The 17,174-nt window shown below is 74.6% G+C and carries 16 protein-coding genes; 7 read left to right on the top strand and 9 right to left on the bottom strand.

Annotated features, from left to right (window positions below; genetic code table 11):
* Positions 1-98: 98 nt before the first annotated feature.
* Both CNQ36_RS33335 and CNQ36_RS33340 read right to left on the bottom strand, forming a co-directional pair.
* Positions 99-1,121: a LacI family DNA-binding transcriptional regulator gene (locus CNQ36_RS33335; protein WP_121549450.1), complete on the bottom strand. Its 1,023-nt coding sequence runs from the start codon at positions 1,119-1,121 to the stop codon at positions 99-101.
* Between the two features lie 60 nt (positions 1,122-1,181).
* On the bottom strand, positions 1,182-2,858 hold the full coding sequence (locus tag CNQ36_RS33340) for an ABC-F family ATP-binding cassette domain-containing protein (RefSeq protein WP_121549451.1): 1,677 nt from the start codon (positions 2,856-2,858) through the stop codon (positions 1,182-1,184).
* Between the two features lie 199 nt (positions 2,859-3,057).
* On the opposite strand from CNQ36_RS33340, the gene CNQ36_RS33345 reads away from it, so the two are divergent.
* The gene (locus CNQ36_RS33345) at positions 3,058-3,513 is read left to right on the top strand and encodes a ribosomal maturation YjgA family protein (protein ID WP_121549452.1); all 456 of its coding nucleotides are present in this window, start codon (positions 3,058-3,060) and stop codon (positions 3,511-3,513) included.
* Positions 3,510-3,740: a hypothetical protein gene (locus CNQ36_RS33350; protein ID WP_121549453.1), complete on the top strand. Its 231-nt coding sequence runs from the start codon at positions 3,510-3,512 to the stop codon at positions 3,738-3,740. Before CNQ36_RS33345 ends, CNQ36_RS33350 begins: the two co-directional genes overlap by 4 nt.
* A gap of 104 nt (positions 3,741-3,844) precedes the next feature.
* Here CNQ36_RS33350 and CNQ36_RS33355 read toward each other — a convergent pair whose 3' ends face one another.
* The 3 genes from CNQ36_RS33355 to CNQ36_RS33365 form a co-directional block, all read right to left on the bottom strand.
* Positions 3,845-4,294: a hypothetical protein gene (locus CNQ36_RS33355; protein WP_004921361.1), complete on the bottom strand. Its 450-nt coding sequence runs from the start codon at positions 4,292-4,294 to the stop codon at positions 3,845-3,847.
* A 124-nt stretch (positions 4,295-4,418) separates the two neighbouring features.
* Complete coding sequence (locus CNQ36_RS33360; protein ID WP_004921359.1) at positions 4,419-4,925, bottom strand: dihydrofolate reductase; 507 nt, start codon at positions 4,923-4,925, stop codon at positions 4,419-4,421.
* The gene (locus CNQ36_RS33365) at positions 4,922-5,719 is read right to left on the bottom strand and encodes a thymidylate synthase (protein WP_004921356.1); all 798 of its coding nucleotides are present in this window, start codon (positions 5,717-5,719) and stop codon (positions 4,922-4,924) included. The genes CNQ36_RS33360 and CNQ36_RS33365 overlap by 4 nt, the downstream gene beginning before the upstream one ends.
* A 195-nt stretch (positions 5,720-5,914) precedes the next feature.
* Here CNQ36_RS33365 and CNQ36_RS33370 point away from each other — a divergent pair, with 195 nt between their 5' ends.
* Entirely contained in the window at positions 5,915-6,736 is an 822-nt protein-coding gene (locus tag CNQ36_RS33370; protein WP_121549454.1) for a class I SAM-dependent methyltransferase, read from the top strand.
* A 30-nt stretch (positions 6,737-6,766) separates the two neighbouring features.
* Here CNQ36_RS33370 and CNQ36_RS33375 read toward each other — a convergent pair whose 3' ends face one another.
* The gene (locus CNQ36_RS33375; protein ID WP_121549455.1) at positions 6,767-7,546 is read right to left on the bottom strand and encodes a DUF427 domain-containing protein; all 780 of its coding nucleotides are present in this window, start codon (positions 7,544-7,546) and stop codon (positions 6,767-6,769) included.
* Positions 7,547-7,766: 220 nt separating this feature from the next.
* Here CNQ36_RS33375 and CNQ36_RS33380 point away from each other — a divergent pair, with 220 nt between their 5' ends.
* Complete coding sequence (locus tag CNQ36_RS33380; protein WP_121549456.1) at positions 7,767-9,833, top strand: SpoIIE family protein phosphatase; 2,067 nt, start codon at positions 7,767-7,769, stop codon at positions 9,831-9,833.
* Between the two features lie 31 nt (positions 9,834-9,864).
* Here CNQ36_RS33380 and CNQ36_RS33385 read toward each other — a convergent pair whose 3' ends face one another.
* From CNQ36_RS33385 to CNQ36_RS33395, 3 genes are all read right to left on the bottom strand, one after another.
* Positions 9,865-12,111 carry a S9 family peptidase gene (locus CNQ36_RS33385; protein ID WP_240659523.1) on the bottom strand — a complete coding sequence of 749 codons (2,247 nt, stop codon included), beginning with the start codon at positions 12,109-12,111 and terminating at the stop codon, positions 9,865-9,867.
* Positions 12,087-13,868: an N-acetylglutaminylglutamine amidotransferase gene (locus CNQ36_RS33390; RefSeq protein ID WP_004921346.1), complete on the bottom strand. Its 1,782-nt coding sequence runs from the start codon at positions 13,866-13,868 to the stop codon at positions 12,087-12,089. The genes CNQ36_RS33385 and CNQ36_RS33390 overlap by 25 nt, the downstream gene beginning before the upstream one ends.
* A 185-nt stretch (positions 13,869-14,053) precedes the next feature.
* Entirely contained in the window at positions 14,054-15,244 is a 1,191-nt protein-coding gene (locus CNQ36_RS33395) for a carboxylate-amine ligase (RefSeq protein WP_240659525.1), read from the bottom strand.
* Between the two features lie 330 nt (positions 15,245-15,574).
* On the opposite strand from CNQ36_RS33395, the gene CNQ36_RS33400 reads away from it, so the two are divergent.
* From CNQ36_RS33400 to CNQ36_RS33410, 3 genes are all read left to right on the top strand, one after another.
* Positions 15,575-16,015 carry an OsmC family protein gene (locus tag CNQ36_RS33400; RefSeq protein ID WP_121549458.1) on the top strand — a complete coding sequence of 147 codons (441 nt, stop codon included), beginning with the start codon at positions 15,575-15,577 and terminating at the stop codon, positions 16,013-16,015.
* A 146-nt stretch (positions 16,016-16,161) separates the two neighbouring features.
* On the top strand, positions 16,162-16,557 hold the full coding sequence (locus tag CNQ36_RS33405) for a hypothetical protein (RefSeq protein WP_121549459.1): 396 nt from the start codon (positions 16,162-16,164) through the stop codon (positions 16,555-16,557).
* Positions 16,554-17,171, top strand: coding sequence for a class F sortase (locus CNQ36_RS33410; RefSeq protein WP_121549460.1), 618 nt, complete (start codon positions 16,554-16,556; stop codon positions 17,169-17,171). Before CNQ36_RS33405 ends, CNQ36_RS33410 begins: the two co-directional genes overlap by 4 nt.
* Positions 17,172-17,174 lie beyond the last annotated feature (3 nt).

Genomic DNA, 17,174 nt, shown 5'->3' on the forward strand with positions numbered 1-17,174 from the left:
TGGTCAGTGCGTTGATCCGAAAGGGGGGACCCGTGTCGGGAGCGCTCCCGAAACATTCGGTGACCCCGTGGTGCGTGGGACGGGGAACACCGGAGGAGTCAGGCGGAGCCGCGCAGCACCAGTTCCGTGCGGAGGATGACGTGCCGCCAGGCCATGGCGGGCTCCTCCATCTCCTCCAGGAGCAGCCGCACCATCGTCCGGCCGATCTCCTCCAGCGGCTGACGGACCGTCGTCAGCTTCGGATCGGTGTGCTGGGCGAGCGGGAAGTCGTCGAAGCCGATCACCGCGACGTCCTCCGGTACCCGGCGCCCCGCCGCCCGCAGGGCGTTGAGCGCGCCGGCGGCCATGGTGTCGGACGCGGCGAACACGGCGTCGATCTCCGGGGCCCGTTCGACGAGTTCGGTCATCGCCCGGTGCCCGCTGTCCGCCGAGAAGTCGCCCTCGGCCGTCCAGGAGGGCCTGGCCGCGGCGCCCGCCCGTTCCAGCGCCTCGCGGTACCCGCGCAGCCGGCACTGGGCCACGTACATGTCGAGCGGCCCGGTGATGGTCGCGATCGCGCGGCGGCCGGTGCCCAGCAGGTGCGCCACCGCGCTGCGGGCCCCGCCCGCGTTGTCCGCGTCGACGTAGGTCACGCCTTCGTCGCCCGAGCGCCGCCCGAGCAGGACGGTGGGCAGTCCCACCTCGGCCAGCATGTCGGGCAGCGCGTCCTCGGCGTGCACGGACATCAGCATGACGCCGTCGACCCGGCCGCCGCGCGCGTACTCGACGAGGCGCCGCCGCTCGGCGTCCGTGCGCACCAGGGTGAGCAGCAGCTGCACCTTGGTGTCGGTCAGCGCGTCGCCGACGGCGCGGACGATCTCCGAGAAGAACGGCTCGCCGAACTGCCGCCAGTCCGGCTCGGTCATGACCAGCGCGACGGCGTCGGCACGCCGCCCCGCCAGCGAACGGGCGGCCAGATTGGGCACGTACCCCAGTTCGGCGATGGCGCGCTGCACGGCACGGCGCGTCGAATCCTTCACGCCCGCCGCGTTGTTGATGACACGGGAGACGGTGCCCCGCCCGACACCGGCGAGCGCGGCCACCTCCTCCAGCGTCGGTGAGCCGGGACGCTGCCTGCCCATGACCACCCCCAGGAGATCACTAGATCTTACGGCTCCCGCCGCGGCTGCCGCGCCGTGCCGTCACCCCGCCGTGCCGTCACCACTCGTGCCGTCCAGCCGCAGGTGCGGCCAGTCCGCCAGGTCCCGCAGGAGCTGACGGTCGTGGGTCGCGACGACCACGGCGGCGCCGGTGCCGCGGACCGCCGCGGTCAACTCGTCGACCAGCGGCGCCGACAGATGGTTGGTCGGCTCGTCGAGCAGGACCAGCGTGGGCCTCCCGGACAGCGCCAGCGCCAGGTCGAGACGGCGCCGCTGCCCCTGCGACATCCGCCCGACCGGCGTGCCCGCGGCGTCGGGGTCCAGCAGGCCCAGGGAACCGAGCGGCACGGCCTCGGCGTCCCGGAGCACCCCCTGGGCCACCAGCCGCCCGACGTGCCGGTCGTACACCTCGCGCGCGCCGAGCCCGGGGTCCTGCCCGGCGGTCTCCTGGGTGATCCGGACGACCCGCGCCCCGCTCGCCGTCCGGACGTGCCCCTCCGTGGGCTCGAGGGCGCCGGCCAGCACCCCCAGCAGCGTGGACTTGCCCGCGCCGTTGGGCCCGGTGACGAGCAGCCGGTCGCCCCCGTCGAGGGTGAGGTCCACCGGTCCGGACAGCCGTCCGCGGACGGCGACTCCGTGCGCCCGCAGCTGCGGCGCACCCGGCCGGACATCCGGTTCGGGCCACCGCAGCACCGGCGGCGGGGCCGGAACGTCGACCCGGTGCGCCTCCAGCGCTTCCCGCTGCCGGCCGAAGGCCTGGACGACGCCCGCCGCCCGGGACTGGCGCTGGTGCCTGCCGGTCCCCTTCTCCGGCCGCCAGCCGGTGGAGAGCCGGTCACGGGCCTTCGCCACCGCGTCCTCCAGCCGCCGGCGCTCCGTCAGCTGCTGCGCGTGGTCCTGCTCCCAGCGCTCCCGCTCCCGGCGCCGCGCGTGCTGCCAGGCGTCGTAGCCGCCCGCGTAGTGGCGCGGCCTTCCGTCGCGCGCCGGGTCGAGGTCGACGAACCGGTCCGCGACGTCGCGCAGCAGCGCCCGGTCGTGGCTTACGACGACGAGACCCCCCTCGTGCTCGCGCAGCCTGCGGGTCAGGAACTCCAGCCCGCCGGCGTCGAGGTGGTTGGTCGGCTCGTCGAGCAGCAGCACGTCGTGCCACGCGCCGAGCAGGCAGGCCAGCCGGACGCGGTAGCGCTGCCCGACCGACAGCGTCGACAGGGGGCGTTCCCGGTCGGCGCAGGCGCCGAGGGCGCCGAGGGCCACGTCGACGCGGCGTTCGGCGTCCCAGGCGTCGAGCCGGGTGGCGGCGTCGAGCGCGGCGGCGTAGCGGTCCCCGGCGGCGGGGTCGCCACCGGCCATGGCGGCGGACGCCTCGTCGAGCGCGGCGAGGGCCGTGCGGGACGGGGCGAGCGCCCGGGAGGTCAGGGCGCCGACCGTCTCACCGCCGGCCGCGGACAGTTCCTGACGGGCCAGGCCGACCGTGCCCGTGCGGTGCACGGCGCCCTCGTCGGGCACGACCAGTCCGGCGAGGACGTGCAGCAGCGTCGTCTTGCCGCGGCCGTTCTCGCCGACGACGGCGATCCTGGACCGGGCGGAGACGGTGACCGAGACGTCGTTCAGGACTCGCCGGGATCCACGGCTGACGATGACGTTCTCGGCGCGGACGTGGGCGCTGCCGCCCGCACCGGCGTGGGCGGACGGGGTTTCGGGGGCCGGGGTGAGGTTCAACGGGTGCTCCGCAGCTCGCAGTGGAGCCGGGCAGCACGGAACGGCCGCCCGGCGGGAACCGGGACGGCGAGCGCGGATTCAGCAGGAAGGGCGCCGCCGTCAGCGGGCGGAGCGGACCTTCTGCGACCAGATGCCTCGTGCCATGCGGAACATGCTACCGGCCCGTCGCGTCCCTCCCGGCTCGCGATAGAAACGCCTCATGGCGTACCTCTTCGGATTCATGACCCGCGCGGGCGGGGACACGGCGCGGACCCGTCTCGCGGCCGCGGTGGCCGCCCTGCTGACCGTCGGCGCGGGACTGGGCCTGAGGGCCACGGCGTCGGGAGACGTGGCCAAGTACGGCGGGGACGCCCTGTACACCCTGCTCCTCGTCGCTTTGGCCGTCGTGGTCGCGCCACGGCTGACACCGTCGCGGGCCGCGGCGGTCGCCCTGGCCGTCAGCTGGGCCGTGGAGTTCTCACAGCTCACCGGTCTGCCGGCGGAGCTCTCCCGGCGGAGCACCGTCGCCCGTCTGGTCCTCGGTTCCACCTTCAACGCCCCCGACCTCCTCTGGTACGCGGTCGGCGCGGCCGTGGGCCGGCTCGTCCTGCGGCGATGCGCGCGGGGCGCGGCCGGGGTGCGGGCGGATGCCGCCCACCGCACGCTGGGGACATGACGAACGAGCGGCCCGTCGTGATCTACCCGCCCGGTGAGGACGGCGGCCGGCGCGTCCGCGCGGGCGTGCGCTTCCTCGGGATGGCGTACGGGCTGCTGGACGTGGTGGAGTTCCTGCGTCTGGCCGGGCTGGAGGACGCCGACGACGACTGGCTGCGCGGGTCCGCGATGGTGGAGTGGCGCGGTGGCGGCCCGGACGCGTGGCTGAACGGTCCCCGCGGTGCATGATCTCAACCTTCACGGCGCCACCCGGTTCCCCTGAACCGGACGTCTCCCGGCAGTCCCCGGCGGGGAGTCGTCCACTCCCCGCCGGGGCTTTCAGGAGGCGCTGCTCAGCGGGTGAAGGTGACCCGGTGCTCCTTCAGCGCCGCGCAGTTGGAGCCGTAGACCTGGACGTACACGTTGTTGATGCCGCCGCCCCAGTCGACGCAGTGGCCCTTGCCGTAGACGTAGGTCGGTCCCGCGTACGAGGTGAAGCGTCCGTCGTCCTGGTCGCCCGCCTCGGTGTCGGGGACGTAGATCCACGCGGACATGTCCAGGGCGGTGCCCGGGTTGTTGCGGATGGTCGTGACGCAGTTGCGGCCGTTGGTGGAGTTGTACGTCAGGTAGACGGTGCCGAGGGATCCGACGGCCGCCGAGTTCACGGTCTTGTAGCCGCTTCCGCAGACCTTCTGCGGGGTGGTGTTGGGTGCGGCCGAGGCCGGAGCGGCCAGGGCGGTCGTGGCACCCACGGACAGGGCGGCCAACGCGGAGGCGGTCAAGACGGAACGGGTGAATCTCATATTTCCCCCTTGCGACTCTTGGAGCGATTGCTCCTCACCGGTGTGACCCGCGGGCCGCGCGAATGGTTGTGCCGCGTCCCGGCGGAAACGCCACCGGGCGCGCGCCGGACCGTCGCCGGGCCGGTCACCGTGTGTATCGGCGGATCCGGTAACGCAGGCCGGACGTGGAGATCCGCGGGCCCGAGTCCTCGGCGACCTTCCATTCCGCGTCCGGCACGGGGGCGTAGGTGTCGCCGCTCACCGGCGTGTCGACCTCGGTCACGGAGAGCGTGGTGGCGTACGGCAGGGCGGCACGGTAGATCTCGCCGCCGCCGATCACCCAGGCCGTGCCGGCGGGCGCCGCCGGCTCCGGCGTCCGGGACGCCAGTTCCAGCGCCTCGGCGACGGACCCGGCGCGCACGGCGCCCTCGGCCGCCCACCCCGGATCGCGCGTCACCACGATGTTGCGCCGGCCGGGCAGGGGACGGAACCGCGGCGGAAGGGAGTCCCACGTCCTGCGCCCCATCACCACGGGATGCCCGAGGGTGACGGCCTTGAAGTGCGCCATGTCCTCCGGGAGCCGCCACGGGATCGCGTTGCCCGCCCCGATCACACCGTCGGGGGTCTGCGCCCAGACCAGCCCGACGTTCACACCGCCACCGGGGCCTTGATGGCCGGGTGGTGCCGGTAGCCGGCCACCTGGACGTCGGAGTAGGAGTAGTCGAAGAGCGAGTCGGCGCGGCGCAGCTCCAGCGCCGGGAACGCGAACGGCGTGCGCGAGAGCTGCTCGGTCACCTGCGCGACGTGGTTGTCGTAGATGTGGCAGTCCCCGCCGGTCCAGATGAAGTCGCCCGGTTCGAGACCCGACTGCTGCGCCACCATGTGGGTGAGCAGGGCGTAGCTGGCGATGTTGAACGGCACACCGAGGAACAGGTCGGCGCTGCGCTGGTACAGCTGGCAGGAGAGCCTGCCGTCGGCGACGTAGAACTGGAAGAAGGCGTGGCAGGGGGCGAGCGCCATCTTCGACAGCTCGGAGACGTTCCAGGCGGACACGATCATCCGGCGGGAGTCCGGATCGCGGCGCAGCGTGCCGAGGACCTCTTCGATCTGGTCGATGTGCCTGCCGTCCGGGGTCGGCCAGGAGCGCCACTGCGCCCCGTAGACCGGGCCGAGGTCACCGTTGTCGTCGGCCCACTCGTCCCAGATGGTGACGCCGTGCTCCTGGAGCCAGCGGACGTTCGAGTCGCCGCGCAGGAACCACAGCAGTTCGTAGACGATGGACTTGAGGTGCACCTTCTTGGTCGTGACCAGCGGAAACCCCTGCGACAGGTCATAACGCAGCTGGTGTCCGAAGACACTTCGGGTACCGGTGCCCGTGCGGTCGGCCTTGGCCGTTCCGGAGGTGAGCACCAGCTGCAACAGGTCTTCGTACTGGGTATCCGCCACAGGCGTCGAGTCTACCGGCCGCCCGTCGGCGCACTCCCGCGGCGTGCCTCGGCCGCGCGGCCGGCCGGCGGCCCGAGGATCGAGGGGCCGGCAGTCGCCTCCTCGGCAGGCACCGCCCGGCGCCCCCCACCGCATCGCGAGAGGACCGGCCATGGCACACATCGACGAAGGCACCCCGCGCACCGGGCCGGCGACGTGAACGCGGCCGGCCGCGGCGACGCCCCGGGCAGCGGCCGCTACGGCGAGGCGGTCTTCCGGCCCGGGCAGCCCGACGAGGGCGGGCGCGTCGACCTGGGCGCGCTCGCCTACGACGACATCACCCTGGCGCGGCTGCGGGCACTCGGGGCCGGCCCCGGGTGGCGCTGCCTCGACGTGGGCGCCGGCACGGGCACGGTCTCCCGCCGGCTGCTGGACGAGGCCGGCGTGACGAGCGTGCTCGCCGTCGACCGCGACGTGCGCTTCCTCACCGGGCGGCCCGTGCCGGGACTCGACGTGCTGGAGGCAGACGTCACCGCCCCGGACTTCGACCCCGGCCGCTTCCGGCTGGTCCACGCGCGCTTCGTGCTGATGCACCTGCCCGAACGCCTCCGGCTCGTCACGGCACTGGCCGGACTCGTCGAACCGGGCGGTGTGCTCGTGCTCGGCGACGCCGTGGACCTGACCAGCGACCGGGCGCCCGACAACCCGTACGCCCGCGTGATGCGGGCGATGTGGCAGGGGCTCCGGGACGCCATCGGCACCGATGTCACCTGGGTGCCGTCCTGCCCCCGCCTGCTGCGCGACGCGGGGCTCGCGCCCGTCGCCGCCGAGATCCATGTGCCGCCGCTGCAGCCCGGCAGCCCCATCAGCCGCTTCTGGGTGGACACCTGGGAGCGGAGCCGGGAGGCGATGCTGGCCACCGGGCTGGTCGACGACGCGGCCGTCGACGCGGCGATCCGCTACCTGGACTCCGACGCGTGCGCGGCGCTCTCCGCCGGCCTGCTCACCGCCTGGGGACGGAAACCCGCGGAGACCTGAGCGGTCCGCCTCCCGTGCCCGGTCCCGGAGTCACCCGTCGGCCCGCACCGCGGGCCGGGGCAGCGGGGTGCCGTCGACGTGGAGGTCGACGCGCTCGTTGAAGAACGCCACCATGCCCGCGACGGGGTGCGCCTGGACCGTCGGGAAGTCGTACGCCCAGGCGATGTCCTCCTGGGTGCCGGCATCGCCGTCGAACGACCAGTAGCCGCTGGTCGTCCCCTTGTACGGGCAGCGGGTCACCGTGTCCGAGCGGCGCAGCCGGGTCAGGTCTACGTGCGCGCGGTCGAGGTAGTAGCGGGTCGGCAGACCCGTCTCGAACAGCTTCACGCAGTGCGGCGCGTCCGCCAGCACGACTCCGTCCAGCTCCACCCGCACACCGCTGGACGAGCGCAGCGCGTCCACCCGCGCGTAGGGGCTCCTCGGGTGGACGAAGACCGGCTCGTCCTCCTCGAACCAGGAGTCCAGCGCCGCCCACACGAAACGCACGGTGCCGTGCAGGGCCTCCGGAGCGCCGTCCTCCCAGACCCACGCCGCACCCTCGCGGACATCCGGGCCGACCCGCAGGGAGTGCCGCCGCGCGGGCCCCGCGCCCCGCTGCTCGACGTGGTCCTCAGCCGTCAGCACCCCCTCGGCCAGGTCCCCGAGCGGGATGCTGAACTGCGGGTAGGCGCGCCGCTCCCACACGTACAGGGCGCGCCGGGTGTCGAAGACGACGCGGCCGCCGATCGTCCCCCGGACCCGCCTGGGCACCGGCTCGACGTGTCCGACCGGGACGATGAGCCCCGGGTGCAGCACGCTCTCCTCGGCCACCGCCGCCCACCTCGTTCCCTCGTTCGCGGTGTGCCCCCGTGCTCCTCGTGTGCGAGCGTAGGCGGGTCCGCCGGCCGTCGCGCGTGCGGCGCGGCCGGTGTCCCGCCACCGCTCGCCGGTATCTGGATGCCACCCCGGAGAGTTCGGCGTAGTGTCCGTTTATGGGCGACGTTCGGCAGCCGGGAACCGGGGTGCCGCCGCGGTTCCGAGAGGACGCCTGATGGACGCCGCGATGAACGCCGTGGTGCGGGAGAGCGGCGCCTTCGCCGGGCTGCTGTACGTGCTGCCCCCCGGCGGGAACGCGCTGTGGCTGGTGACGGTGACCGGGGTCCCGTACGAGTTCGCGGCTCCGTGGAGCCGGGTCGCCCTGACCGATCCCATCCCGGTCGCCGACGCCGTGCGGGAGCGGAACCTGGTCTGGATCGCCACCCAGGAGGAGATGGCACGCCGCTACCCACGCCCCGCGCTCGTCCTGCCGTACGAGTTCGCGCTGTCGGCGGCGCCCGTCACCTCCGGCCCGGAGCTCCACGGCGGACTGGTGCTGCTGTGGCACGGGAACCGGGAGGCGCAGCCGAGCGCCCACGAGCGCGACGCCGTCGTGCGGGGCTGCCGGCGTCTGGGCGGTGCCCTGCGACGGGCCGCCGACCGGGGCGAACCGCTGCTGCCTCCCGGACGGCCGCGCACCCTGCCGCCGTCCGCCGGGCGGGACCACTCCCGCGCCGAGGCCGCCGCGGCCGCCGCCTTCGTCGACCGCCTGCCGGGCGGATGCTGCGCCCTGGACGTGAACGGCCGCATCACCTACGTCACACCGGCCGCCGCCGCTCTCCTCGGCGCCGACGAGGCCGGCCTGCTGGGCGCCCTGCCCTGGGAAGCGTTGCCCTGGATGGACGTCCCCCAGGTCGAGGACCGCTACCGCGCGGCGATGATCAGCCGTCGGCCCCAGGCGTTCACCGTGCTGCGCCCCCCGGACACCTGGCTGGCGTTCGAGCTCTACCCGGACCTCTCCGGCGTCAGCGTCCGCGTCATGCCGGGCCACCCGGCCGAGGACCCCCTCGTCGCGCTGCCCGAACCGACCGCCGCGGGCCCCAGCCGTGCCCCGCTGCTCTACCAGCTGATGCATCTGGCCGCCACCCTGACCGAGACCGCCGGTGTGCACGACGTCGTGGAACGGACCGCCGACCAGTTGCTGCCCGCGCTCGGCGCGCAGGCCATGGTGGTGATGACCGGCGAGGACGGGCGGCTGAGGGTCCTCGGCCACCAGGGCTACCGCGACGCACTCGTGGAGCGCTACGACGCCATGCCGCTGAGTGCGGCCGTTCCCGGCAGCCGGGTCCTCACCACCGGCGTCCCGGACTTCTTCACCACCTTCGCCGACCTCCGGCGTGTCTACCCGGCCATGGTGCACGAGGACGGGATGGCCTCCTGGGCCTTTCTGCCGCTGATCGCGTCCGGCCGCCCCATCGGCTCCCTGATGCTGGCCTACGCACGGCCGCACACCTTCCCGCCCGGCGAACGCGCCGTGCTGACGTCCCTGGCCGGCCTGGTCGGGCAGGCCCTGGACCGCGCCCGGCTCTACGACGCCAAGGACCGCCTCGCCCACCGCCTGCAGACTTCCCTCCTGCCGCGCGCCCTGCCCAGGATCCCGGGCCTGAGGGTCGCCGCCCGTTATCTGCCGGCCGCCCGGGGCCTGGGCATCGGCGGCGACTTCTACGACCTCGTCCGCCTCGGCGGACGGACCGCGGGCGCCGCGATCGGCGACGTCCAGGGGCACGACGTGGACGCCGCGGCCCTCATGGGGCAGGTGCGCACCGCCGTCCACGCCCACGCCGCCGCGGGCGCGTCGCCCAGCGACGTCCTCGCCGGCACCAACCGCCTGCTCACCGACCTCGACCTCGGACGCTTCACCAGCTGCGCCTACGTCCACCTCGACCTGGCCACGCACCAGGCGTGCGTGGCCGTCGCGGGCCATCCGCCGCCCCTGCTGCGCCATCCCGGCGGACGCACCGAACTCCTGCGCGTCCGCCCCGGGCTGCTGCTCGGCGTCGAACCGGACACGCGCTACCCGGAGCTGCAGTTCCGGCTGCCGCCCGGCTGTGTGCTCGCCCTCTTCACGGACGGCCTCGTGGAGGCACCCGGGGTCGACATCGAGGACGCCATGGAGGCCCTCGCCGGGCTCCTGGAGCACGAGAGCCCGGACGACCTCGACGCCATGGCCGACTGTCTCGTCCAGCACGCCCCCGCACCCGGCGACGACATCGCCCTGCTCCTCATCAGCCCCGGCGGATAGCGAGTGACGCGAGGGCCCGCGCCCCGGCCGTTCAGCCGTTCAGATGCCGCTCCAGCCAGTCCGCGGCGGCACGGCGGAACAGCCGCCTGTTCTCCGCGCGCAGGAAGTCGTGCCCCTCGTCGCGCAGGGTGAGCAGCTCGGCGGTGCGGCCACGCTCGCGCGCGGCCCTGACGAACTGCTCCGACTCGCGCGGCGGGACATTGGTGTCGTGCTCCCCGTGCACCGCGAGCACCGGTACGCGCAGCGCGTCGATCCGGTTCATGGGGGAGAGGGAGCGCAGCAGTTCGCGGTCGCGTTCGGGGTGACCGTACTTGTGCGCCGCGGACTGCGCGATCCACGGCTCGGTGCCCTCGAAGAAGGTCGCGAAGTCCGACATCCCGCAGACCGCCACCCCGGTACGGAACAGGTCGGGGTGCCGGACCAGCGACGCGAAGGTGAGATAGCCGCCGTACGAGCGGCCCATGACGGCCAGCCGTGACGGATCGGCCGGGCCGGCCAGCACCGCGTGCCCGGCGCAGTCCGCCACGTCGTCGAGGGCGGCGAACCGGCCCGTGCCCAGGTCGGCGTCGACGAACGACCGCCCATGGCCGGACGAACCGCGGACGTCGGGCGCGAAGACGTCGAGCCCTCTGCGCAGGATCTCGTGGTAGAGCGGGTTGAAGACCGGCCGCTCCTGTTCCTCCGGGCCGCCGTGCAGATGGATCACGCACGGGGCCGGCTCCGCGGGACCCCGGCCCGGCGCACGGTAGTACCAGCCGCTCAGGGGCAGACCGTCCCGCGCGGTGGGCCGCAGCGCGACGGGACGCACGGGCGGCGGGCCGGGGGGTACGGCGTCCTCGTCCCTCGACGACCACGGGGTGCGCAGCAGCGACACGCCCCCGGAGAGCCACCACACGCCGGGGCGGCGCTGGGAGCCGGAGAGGGCCAGCACCAGTCCCGCCCGGCCGGCCGGCGCGATCCGGGTGACGACCTCGTGCGGCAGGGGCACCGAACGCGGCGGCCCGGTGACGGCCCCGTCGGCACCGGGCGGGAAGGTGTCGACGACTTCCAGGTCGCTCGCGCCGCGGACGTTCCACGCCAGTACGGCGGTCCGGCCGTCCCGCGCGAAACGCAGCAGCTCCAGGTCGCGGCCCTCCCGCTCCGCCGCGACGGTCCACCCCTGCGGCCGTCCCCCGCCGTCGAGGGAGGCGGCGGTGAGCGCCGCGAACTCACGGCCGGCGTCGCTCCGCAGCCAGACGGTGTCCGCCCGGGGCGAGAACCTGCCGATCCACGGATCGCCGTCGGCCACCGGCACGACCCAGGTGGTGGCGTGGTCTGCGGTGCGGACGACCACCGCCTCGCGCCGTCCGCGCGGGCCGCGGCGCAGCAGCGCGAGCCGGCCGTCGCGGCTCAGATCGCACACCCGCAGCGTCGCGGCGTCCGACTCGGAGGCCAGCAGGACGGGCGCGGCCGGCCCGTCGGGATCGATCAGATAGGCGGACAGGCCGTCGCCGAAGTCCGCCCGGGGGTACGTCCGGCCGTGCCCCGGACCACCGGACGCCGCGATCCCGTCAGCGCCGGCGGGGGGCGCGGCGCCCCGCTCGCCGCCGGTGACCCCCGGCGCGCCGAGGAGTACGGCCCCGCCCTCCCGGCCCGGCCGGCCGGCGGCCGGCGCCCCGGCATCGTCCGGGAGCCCTGCGGTGTCCTGCGCCGCGGGCGGCGCGGCGGGGGCGGTCGGGACGGCCACCGTGACCGCGACGGCCGAACCGTCGTGCGCCCAGCAGCCCAGGTAGGCCGAGGTGCCGGGCTCCGCACCCGCCAGGACGTGGCGGCCGGTGCCGTCGGGGCGCACGCACAGCACCCGCTGGTGCTCGCCGCCGCCGGGGGCCGTCGTGTAGGCGATCCAGCGGCCGTCGGGCGACCAGGACACCTCCCGGACGGGGTCCGGTCCGGAGTCGAGCAGCCGTACCCCGGCCCCGTCGACCGGACCGGCCCACAACTGGGGCACACCCCCTCGGTCGCAGATGAACGCCACCCGCGCCCCGGCCGGGTCGGCCGAGGGGTACCAGCAGCCGTGCGCGGTGAGCCGCGCCCTGACGTCACGCGGTCCGGCGGCGTCGGGCAGGGCCACCCGGGAGGGGGCGGCGTGCGGCGAACCGCGCTCGTCCGCTTCCCGGGCCGCCGGGCCGGGGCCCCGTACCCGCTCGGGAGTGGCTGCCGGTGCGGCGGCCGCCGCACCGGCGCCGTCCGCTCCGTACGGGGCGCGCGCGTCGGTCAGATTCCGTGTGTCTGAAGCCATATCTCCAACAGGGCCACTTGCCACAGGGCGTTCGCCCCGCGGTTCGTTCGGTGGGCGCCGGGCGCCTTCAGCAGTCCGGCGACACAGGACTCGTCGAACAGGCCGCGACGTCTCGCCTCCGGAGCGCGGAGCGCCTCTCGGACCCGCTCCAGGACGGGCCCGGCCATATGGGTGATGGCGGGGACCGGGAAGTAGCCCTTCGGGCGGTCGACCACGTCCTGCGGCAGCAGTTTGCGGCCGGCCTCCTTGAGCACGCCCTTGCCGCCGTCGGCCAGCTTGAGATCCGGCGGGCAGGCGGCGGCCAGCTCCACCAGCTCGTGGTCCAGGAACGGCACCCGGGCCTCCAGGCCCCAGTCCATGGTCATGTTGTCGACCCGTTTCACCGGGTCGTCCACGAGCATGACGTGCGTGTCCAGCCGCAGTGCGGCGTCCAGCGCGGTCTCCGCGCCCGGTACGGCCATGTGCTCCCGGACGAAGCGGCCGGAGACGTCCTCCGGCGCGCGCATGTCGGGCTGCAGCATCCGGGTGAGATCGGCGTGCGGCCGGTCGAAGTACGTCTCGGCGTACCGGTCGGGTTCCCGCTCCCGGGCGACCGAGGCCAGCCGCGGATACCAGTGGTAGCCGGCGAACACCTCGTCGGCGCCCTGACCGCTCTGGACGACCTTCACATGCTTCGCCACCTCCTGGGACAGCAGATGGAAGGCGACCGCGTCATGGCTGGTCATCGGCTCGCTCATTGCCGCGACCGCCCCCTCCAGGGCCGTCGACACGCGCGCGGAAGGAACCGTCAGCCGGTGGTGGTCGGTGGCGAACTCCCCGGCGATCAGGTCCGAGTACCGGAACTCGTCCCCCTCCTCGCCGCCCTCCGACGCGAACCCGACGCTGAACGTCGCCAGGTCCCGCTGTCCCTCGTCGGCCAGCAGGGCCACGATCAGACTGGAGTCCAGGCCGCCCGACAGCAGGACGCCCACGGGCACGTCCGCGACCATCCGCCGCCGCACCGCGGTGCGCAGCGCGTCGAGGACCGCGTCCCGCCACTCGCTCGGACCCATGTCCGCGTACTCGGGGCGGCGTGTGTACGACGGCTGCCAGTAGTGGCGGTCCCGGTGGCTGCCGTCCGGTTCGACCACGCGCACGGTGGCGGGAGGGAGCTTGCGCACCCCGGCCAGCACGGTGCGGGGCGCCGCCACGGTCGCGTGCCAGCTGAGGTACTGGTGGACGGCCGCGGGATCCAGCGAGGTGTCGACGTCCCCGGCCGCGAGCAGAGCCGGAAGGGAGGAGGCGAAGCGCAGCCGCCCGGGGGTACGCGCCAGGTACAGCGGCTTGATCCCGAGCCGGTCGCGGCCCAGGACGAGCCGGCCGGTGCGGTGCTCGACGAGGGCGAAGGCGAACATGCCGTGGAAGCGGTCCACGCAGGCGGTGCCCCACTGCCGGTACGCCTTGAGGATGACCTCGGTGTCGGAGGTGGACCGGAAACGGTGGCCGAGGCCCCGCAGTTCCTCGCGCAGGTCCCGGTAGTTGTAGACGCAGCCGTTGAAGACGCCGGTGACCTCCTGCTCGGCGTCCGTCATGGGCTGGGCGCCCAGGCCGGAGAGGTCGATGATCTTCAGTCGCTGATGCGCCAGCGCCACGGCGTCCCTCGCCCAGATCCCGTGTCCGTCGGGACCGCGGGCGGCGAGCCGGTCGCTCATGCGCCGTACGGCCGCGATGTCGGGCCGCCCGCCGTCGAAGCGTATTTCCCCGCTCAGACCGCACATCGGGCGCCACCTCCCCCCTGCGCGTCGGCGGTCCGCGCACGGGGTGCGCGCGCGGGCCCGCCGGTCGGAACCCGGTGCGGGCTGGTGGCCATGGGTCTTCTTCTCCTTCGGAACGGGGACAGGTGCGGGAGGGAGCCCGGAGGGCATCCGTCCCTGTGACCCGGTGGGCGGGGCACGACTCCTTCTCAGCGTCCGGGCACCCTGGCCGGACGGGTACGGGAGTCCTTCGCGCCCACCCGGCCGGGCGGGAAGTCCATGGCGGTGGGCCCGGTGAGCCGCCGGTGCCCGCGGCCGCCGCCCCGGGTCTCGGCCATCAGCAGATCCGTGCAGGCCCGCAGGTCCTCGCCGTGGGCGGTGCGGCGGATCCGGCGGGCGGCGCTGCCCTCCGCCAGGGCCTCCTCGGCGAGTGTCCGGACGGTCCCCCAGTCCCCGTGCGCCCCGAGCTCCGGGCGCACCTTGTCCAGGAGGCCGCGCACGACGTCGGCCGCCGGCGACTCACGGCAGGTGCGGGGGTCCACCAGGCCCCCTTCGAGGCCGGACCTGGCCGCCCGCCAGGCGGCGGCGCGCAGCCACTCGTGCCGGGTCCCGCACCGCGCGGACGGCCGGGCCTCCAGCCGCCGGCGCGCCTCGGACACCAGGGCCCGGAAGAGCCCCGCGATGAGCACCACCGTCTCGGCGCGCGGGCAGGAGTCGGAGATGCGCAGTTCGAGGGTCCGCTGGTGGTCGGAGGGCCGGACGTCGTAGTAGATCATCCCCGCGTCGCTGATGACCCCGGAGTCGATGAGGCCGCGCACGGCCCCGTCGTACTCGGCGGCGTCCGCGAAGCATCCGGCCGGTCCCGCGGTGGGCCAGCGCTGCCACAGCATCGTGCGCCAGCTCGCGTATCCGGTGTCGCCGCCCAGCCAGAACGGGGAGCTCGCGGACAGGGCCAGCAGCGCGGGCAGCCACGGTGACACCTCGCACATGACCCGTACCGCGGTGTTGCGGTCGGGGACGTCGACGTGGACGTGGGCGCCGCAGATCAGCTGCTCGTCGGCGACCTTGCGGTACTCGTCGACCATGCGGCGGTAGCGGGCACCGGCGGTGGGCGGCACACCGCCGGGGCGCGGCAGCGGCACGGTGCCCGCGGCCACCACGGCCAGCCCGTGGGCGGCGGCGGCCGCGTCAAGCCTCCTTCTGGCGCCGGTCAGGTCGGCGTACAGATCGTCCAGGGACGTGTGCACCCCGCTGTTGGACTCCACGGCCGCCTGTTGCAGCTCGGTCGTGAAGAGGTCGCCGGGAAGTCCTTCGAGCACACTGTCGGCACGTGGTTCCGGCAGACCGGTCTCCACGTGCACGAGGTGGAACTCCTCCTCCACGCCGATGCGAACGCTCACTACGACTCTCCCAGTGGTGGCGGACGGACATCCGTGCCGGTCGCCCGGGCCCGGCATCCCGCCTGCCGGGGACGACAGGAGGACGCTGCTCACCCCGGAGTTCCCACATGCCGCCCTAATAAGCGCGGGGCGCTCCCGAGTACTGCCCGCACCGCAGGTCCCGCCCGTCCTGCTGGAGTTGAGCGCGCATTTCTCCGGATACGGGATCACGGTGGCGAAGGGGGAGCGGGGCGACCACTCGCAGCACCTCTCCGGCGTTCCGTTCCCCTCAAACAGGAGCATGGCGGTCTCCTCGGCCGGCGCGGCGGGCCGCGGCGCTACTGTCGGCGTATGAGCGAAGACTCCCGGCGTTCCGTCGTCATCGACCGCACCGGCCCCGGCCACTTCGTCGCCACCAACGCCCGCGGCGGCACGATCCGGTTCAGTACCGCTTCCGGTGACGACCGGGGCGGCGGCTTCACCCCGGTCGAACTGCTGCTGGCCGCGATCGGGGGCTGCACGGCCGCCGACGTCGACGCGGCCACCGGCCGGCACGCCGAACCCGCGCGGTTCTCCGTCTCGGTCACGGGCGACAGGATCAGCGACGAGCTGGGCAACCGCATGACCGGCCTCACGGTCACCTTCGGCGTCACCTTCCCGGACGGCGAGGGCGCGGACCGTGCCCGCGCGATCCTTCCCCGCGCGGTCAAGGCGTCGCACGACCGGCTCTGCACGGTCAGCCGCACGGTCGAGACCGGCACACCCGTCACCGTGACGGTCGAGGACGCCTGACCGCAGGGAACGCGCTCCCCGGCCGGCCCGACGGGGCTTTGCCTTCCCTTTACAACCCGTGCCACCGCTCTCCCGTCTCTTCGCACGATCCATGACCCAGCCCGCCGGGTCGACCGTGCGGGCCGACCGACGAAAGAGAGCGATCCATGCGCCGAACCGTCCTCAGCGCCACCGCGCTTGCGTGCACCGCCGTGCTGGCGAGCACAGTGCCCGCCTTCGCCGACGGGCCGTCACCCGTCCCCGCCACCACGGCGGCCCCCAGCGCGTCGCCGGTCCCGGCCGAGACGGCCGACGCGAGCCCGGTGCCGGCCGAGACCGCGTACCAGAGCCCGGTCCCGGCCGAGGGCGGCACACCGGCCACGACGGCGGCACCCGGCGAGGTCACCGTCGTCCCGAGTGGCGCGCCCGACACCGGCGTCGCCCCCGCCGCGGCTGAGCCCGGAGCCGGTGGCGCCCTGGTCGGCGGCGGCGCCGCGGCGGCGCTCGCGGCCGGAGGCGCGGCGGTCCTCCTCGTACGCCGCCGGCGGACGACCGCACGATGAGACCGGTCTCCAGGCGCGCCCTCGTCACCGCGTTGACGGCCGCCCTCCTCGCCGGTTGCGGCGCCGGTCACGGGACCGGCCGTTCCCCGTCCGGAGAGCCCGGGCGGACGACGACGCCGGACCCGCGTCCCTCCGCCGGCCGGGCGCGCGTGCCGGGCCCTGGGGTTCCGGTCCGACTGGAGATACCGGCCATCGGCGTCGACACCCCCGTCATCCGCCTCGGGCTGGCCCCGGACCGCACCGTCCAGGTGCCACCGGTGACGGCACACGACCGGGCGGGCTGGTACCGGCACTCACCGGCGCCCGGCCAGGACGGCCCGTCGGTGATCCTCGGCCATGTCACGGTCGGGCCGTACGGGGACGGTGTCTTCCGTCATCTGGCACGCCTGCGCCGGGGCGACCGGATCGTGGCACGCCTGGAGAACGGCACCGCGGCGGAGTTCGCCGTCGACTCCGTCCGGAGGGTCGCCAAGGCGGACTTCCCGACGGACGAGGTCTACGGGAGGACCGGCCGTCCGGAACTGCGGCTGATCACGTGCGGTGGCCCGCGCACCGGCGACGGCTACCGCGACAACGTGATCGTCTTCGCGGTGCCGCCCTCCGCGGGACCCTGATCC

Origin of the sequence: Streptomyces fungicidicus (assembly GCF_003665435.1) — a bacterium.
Lineage (GTDB): Bacteria > Actinomycetota > Actinomycetes > Streptomycetales > Streptomycetaceae > Streptomyces > Streptomyces fungicidicus.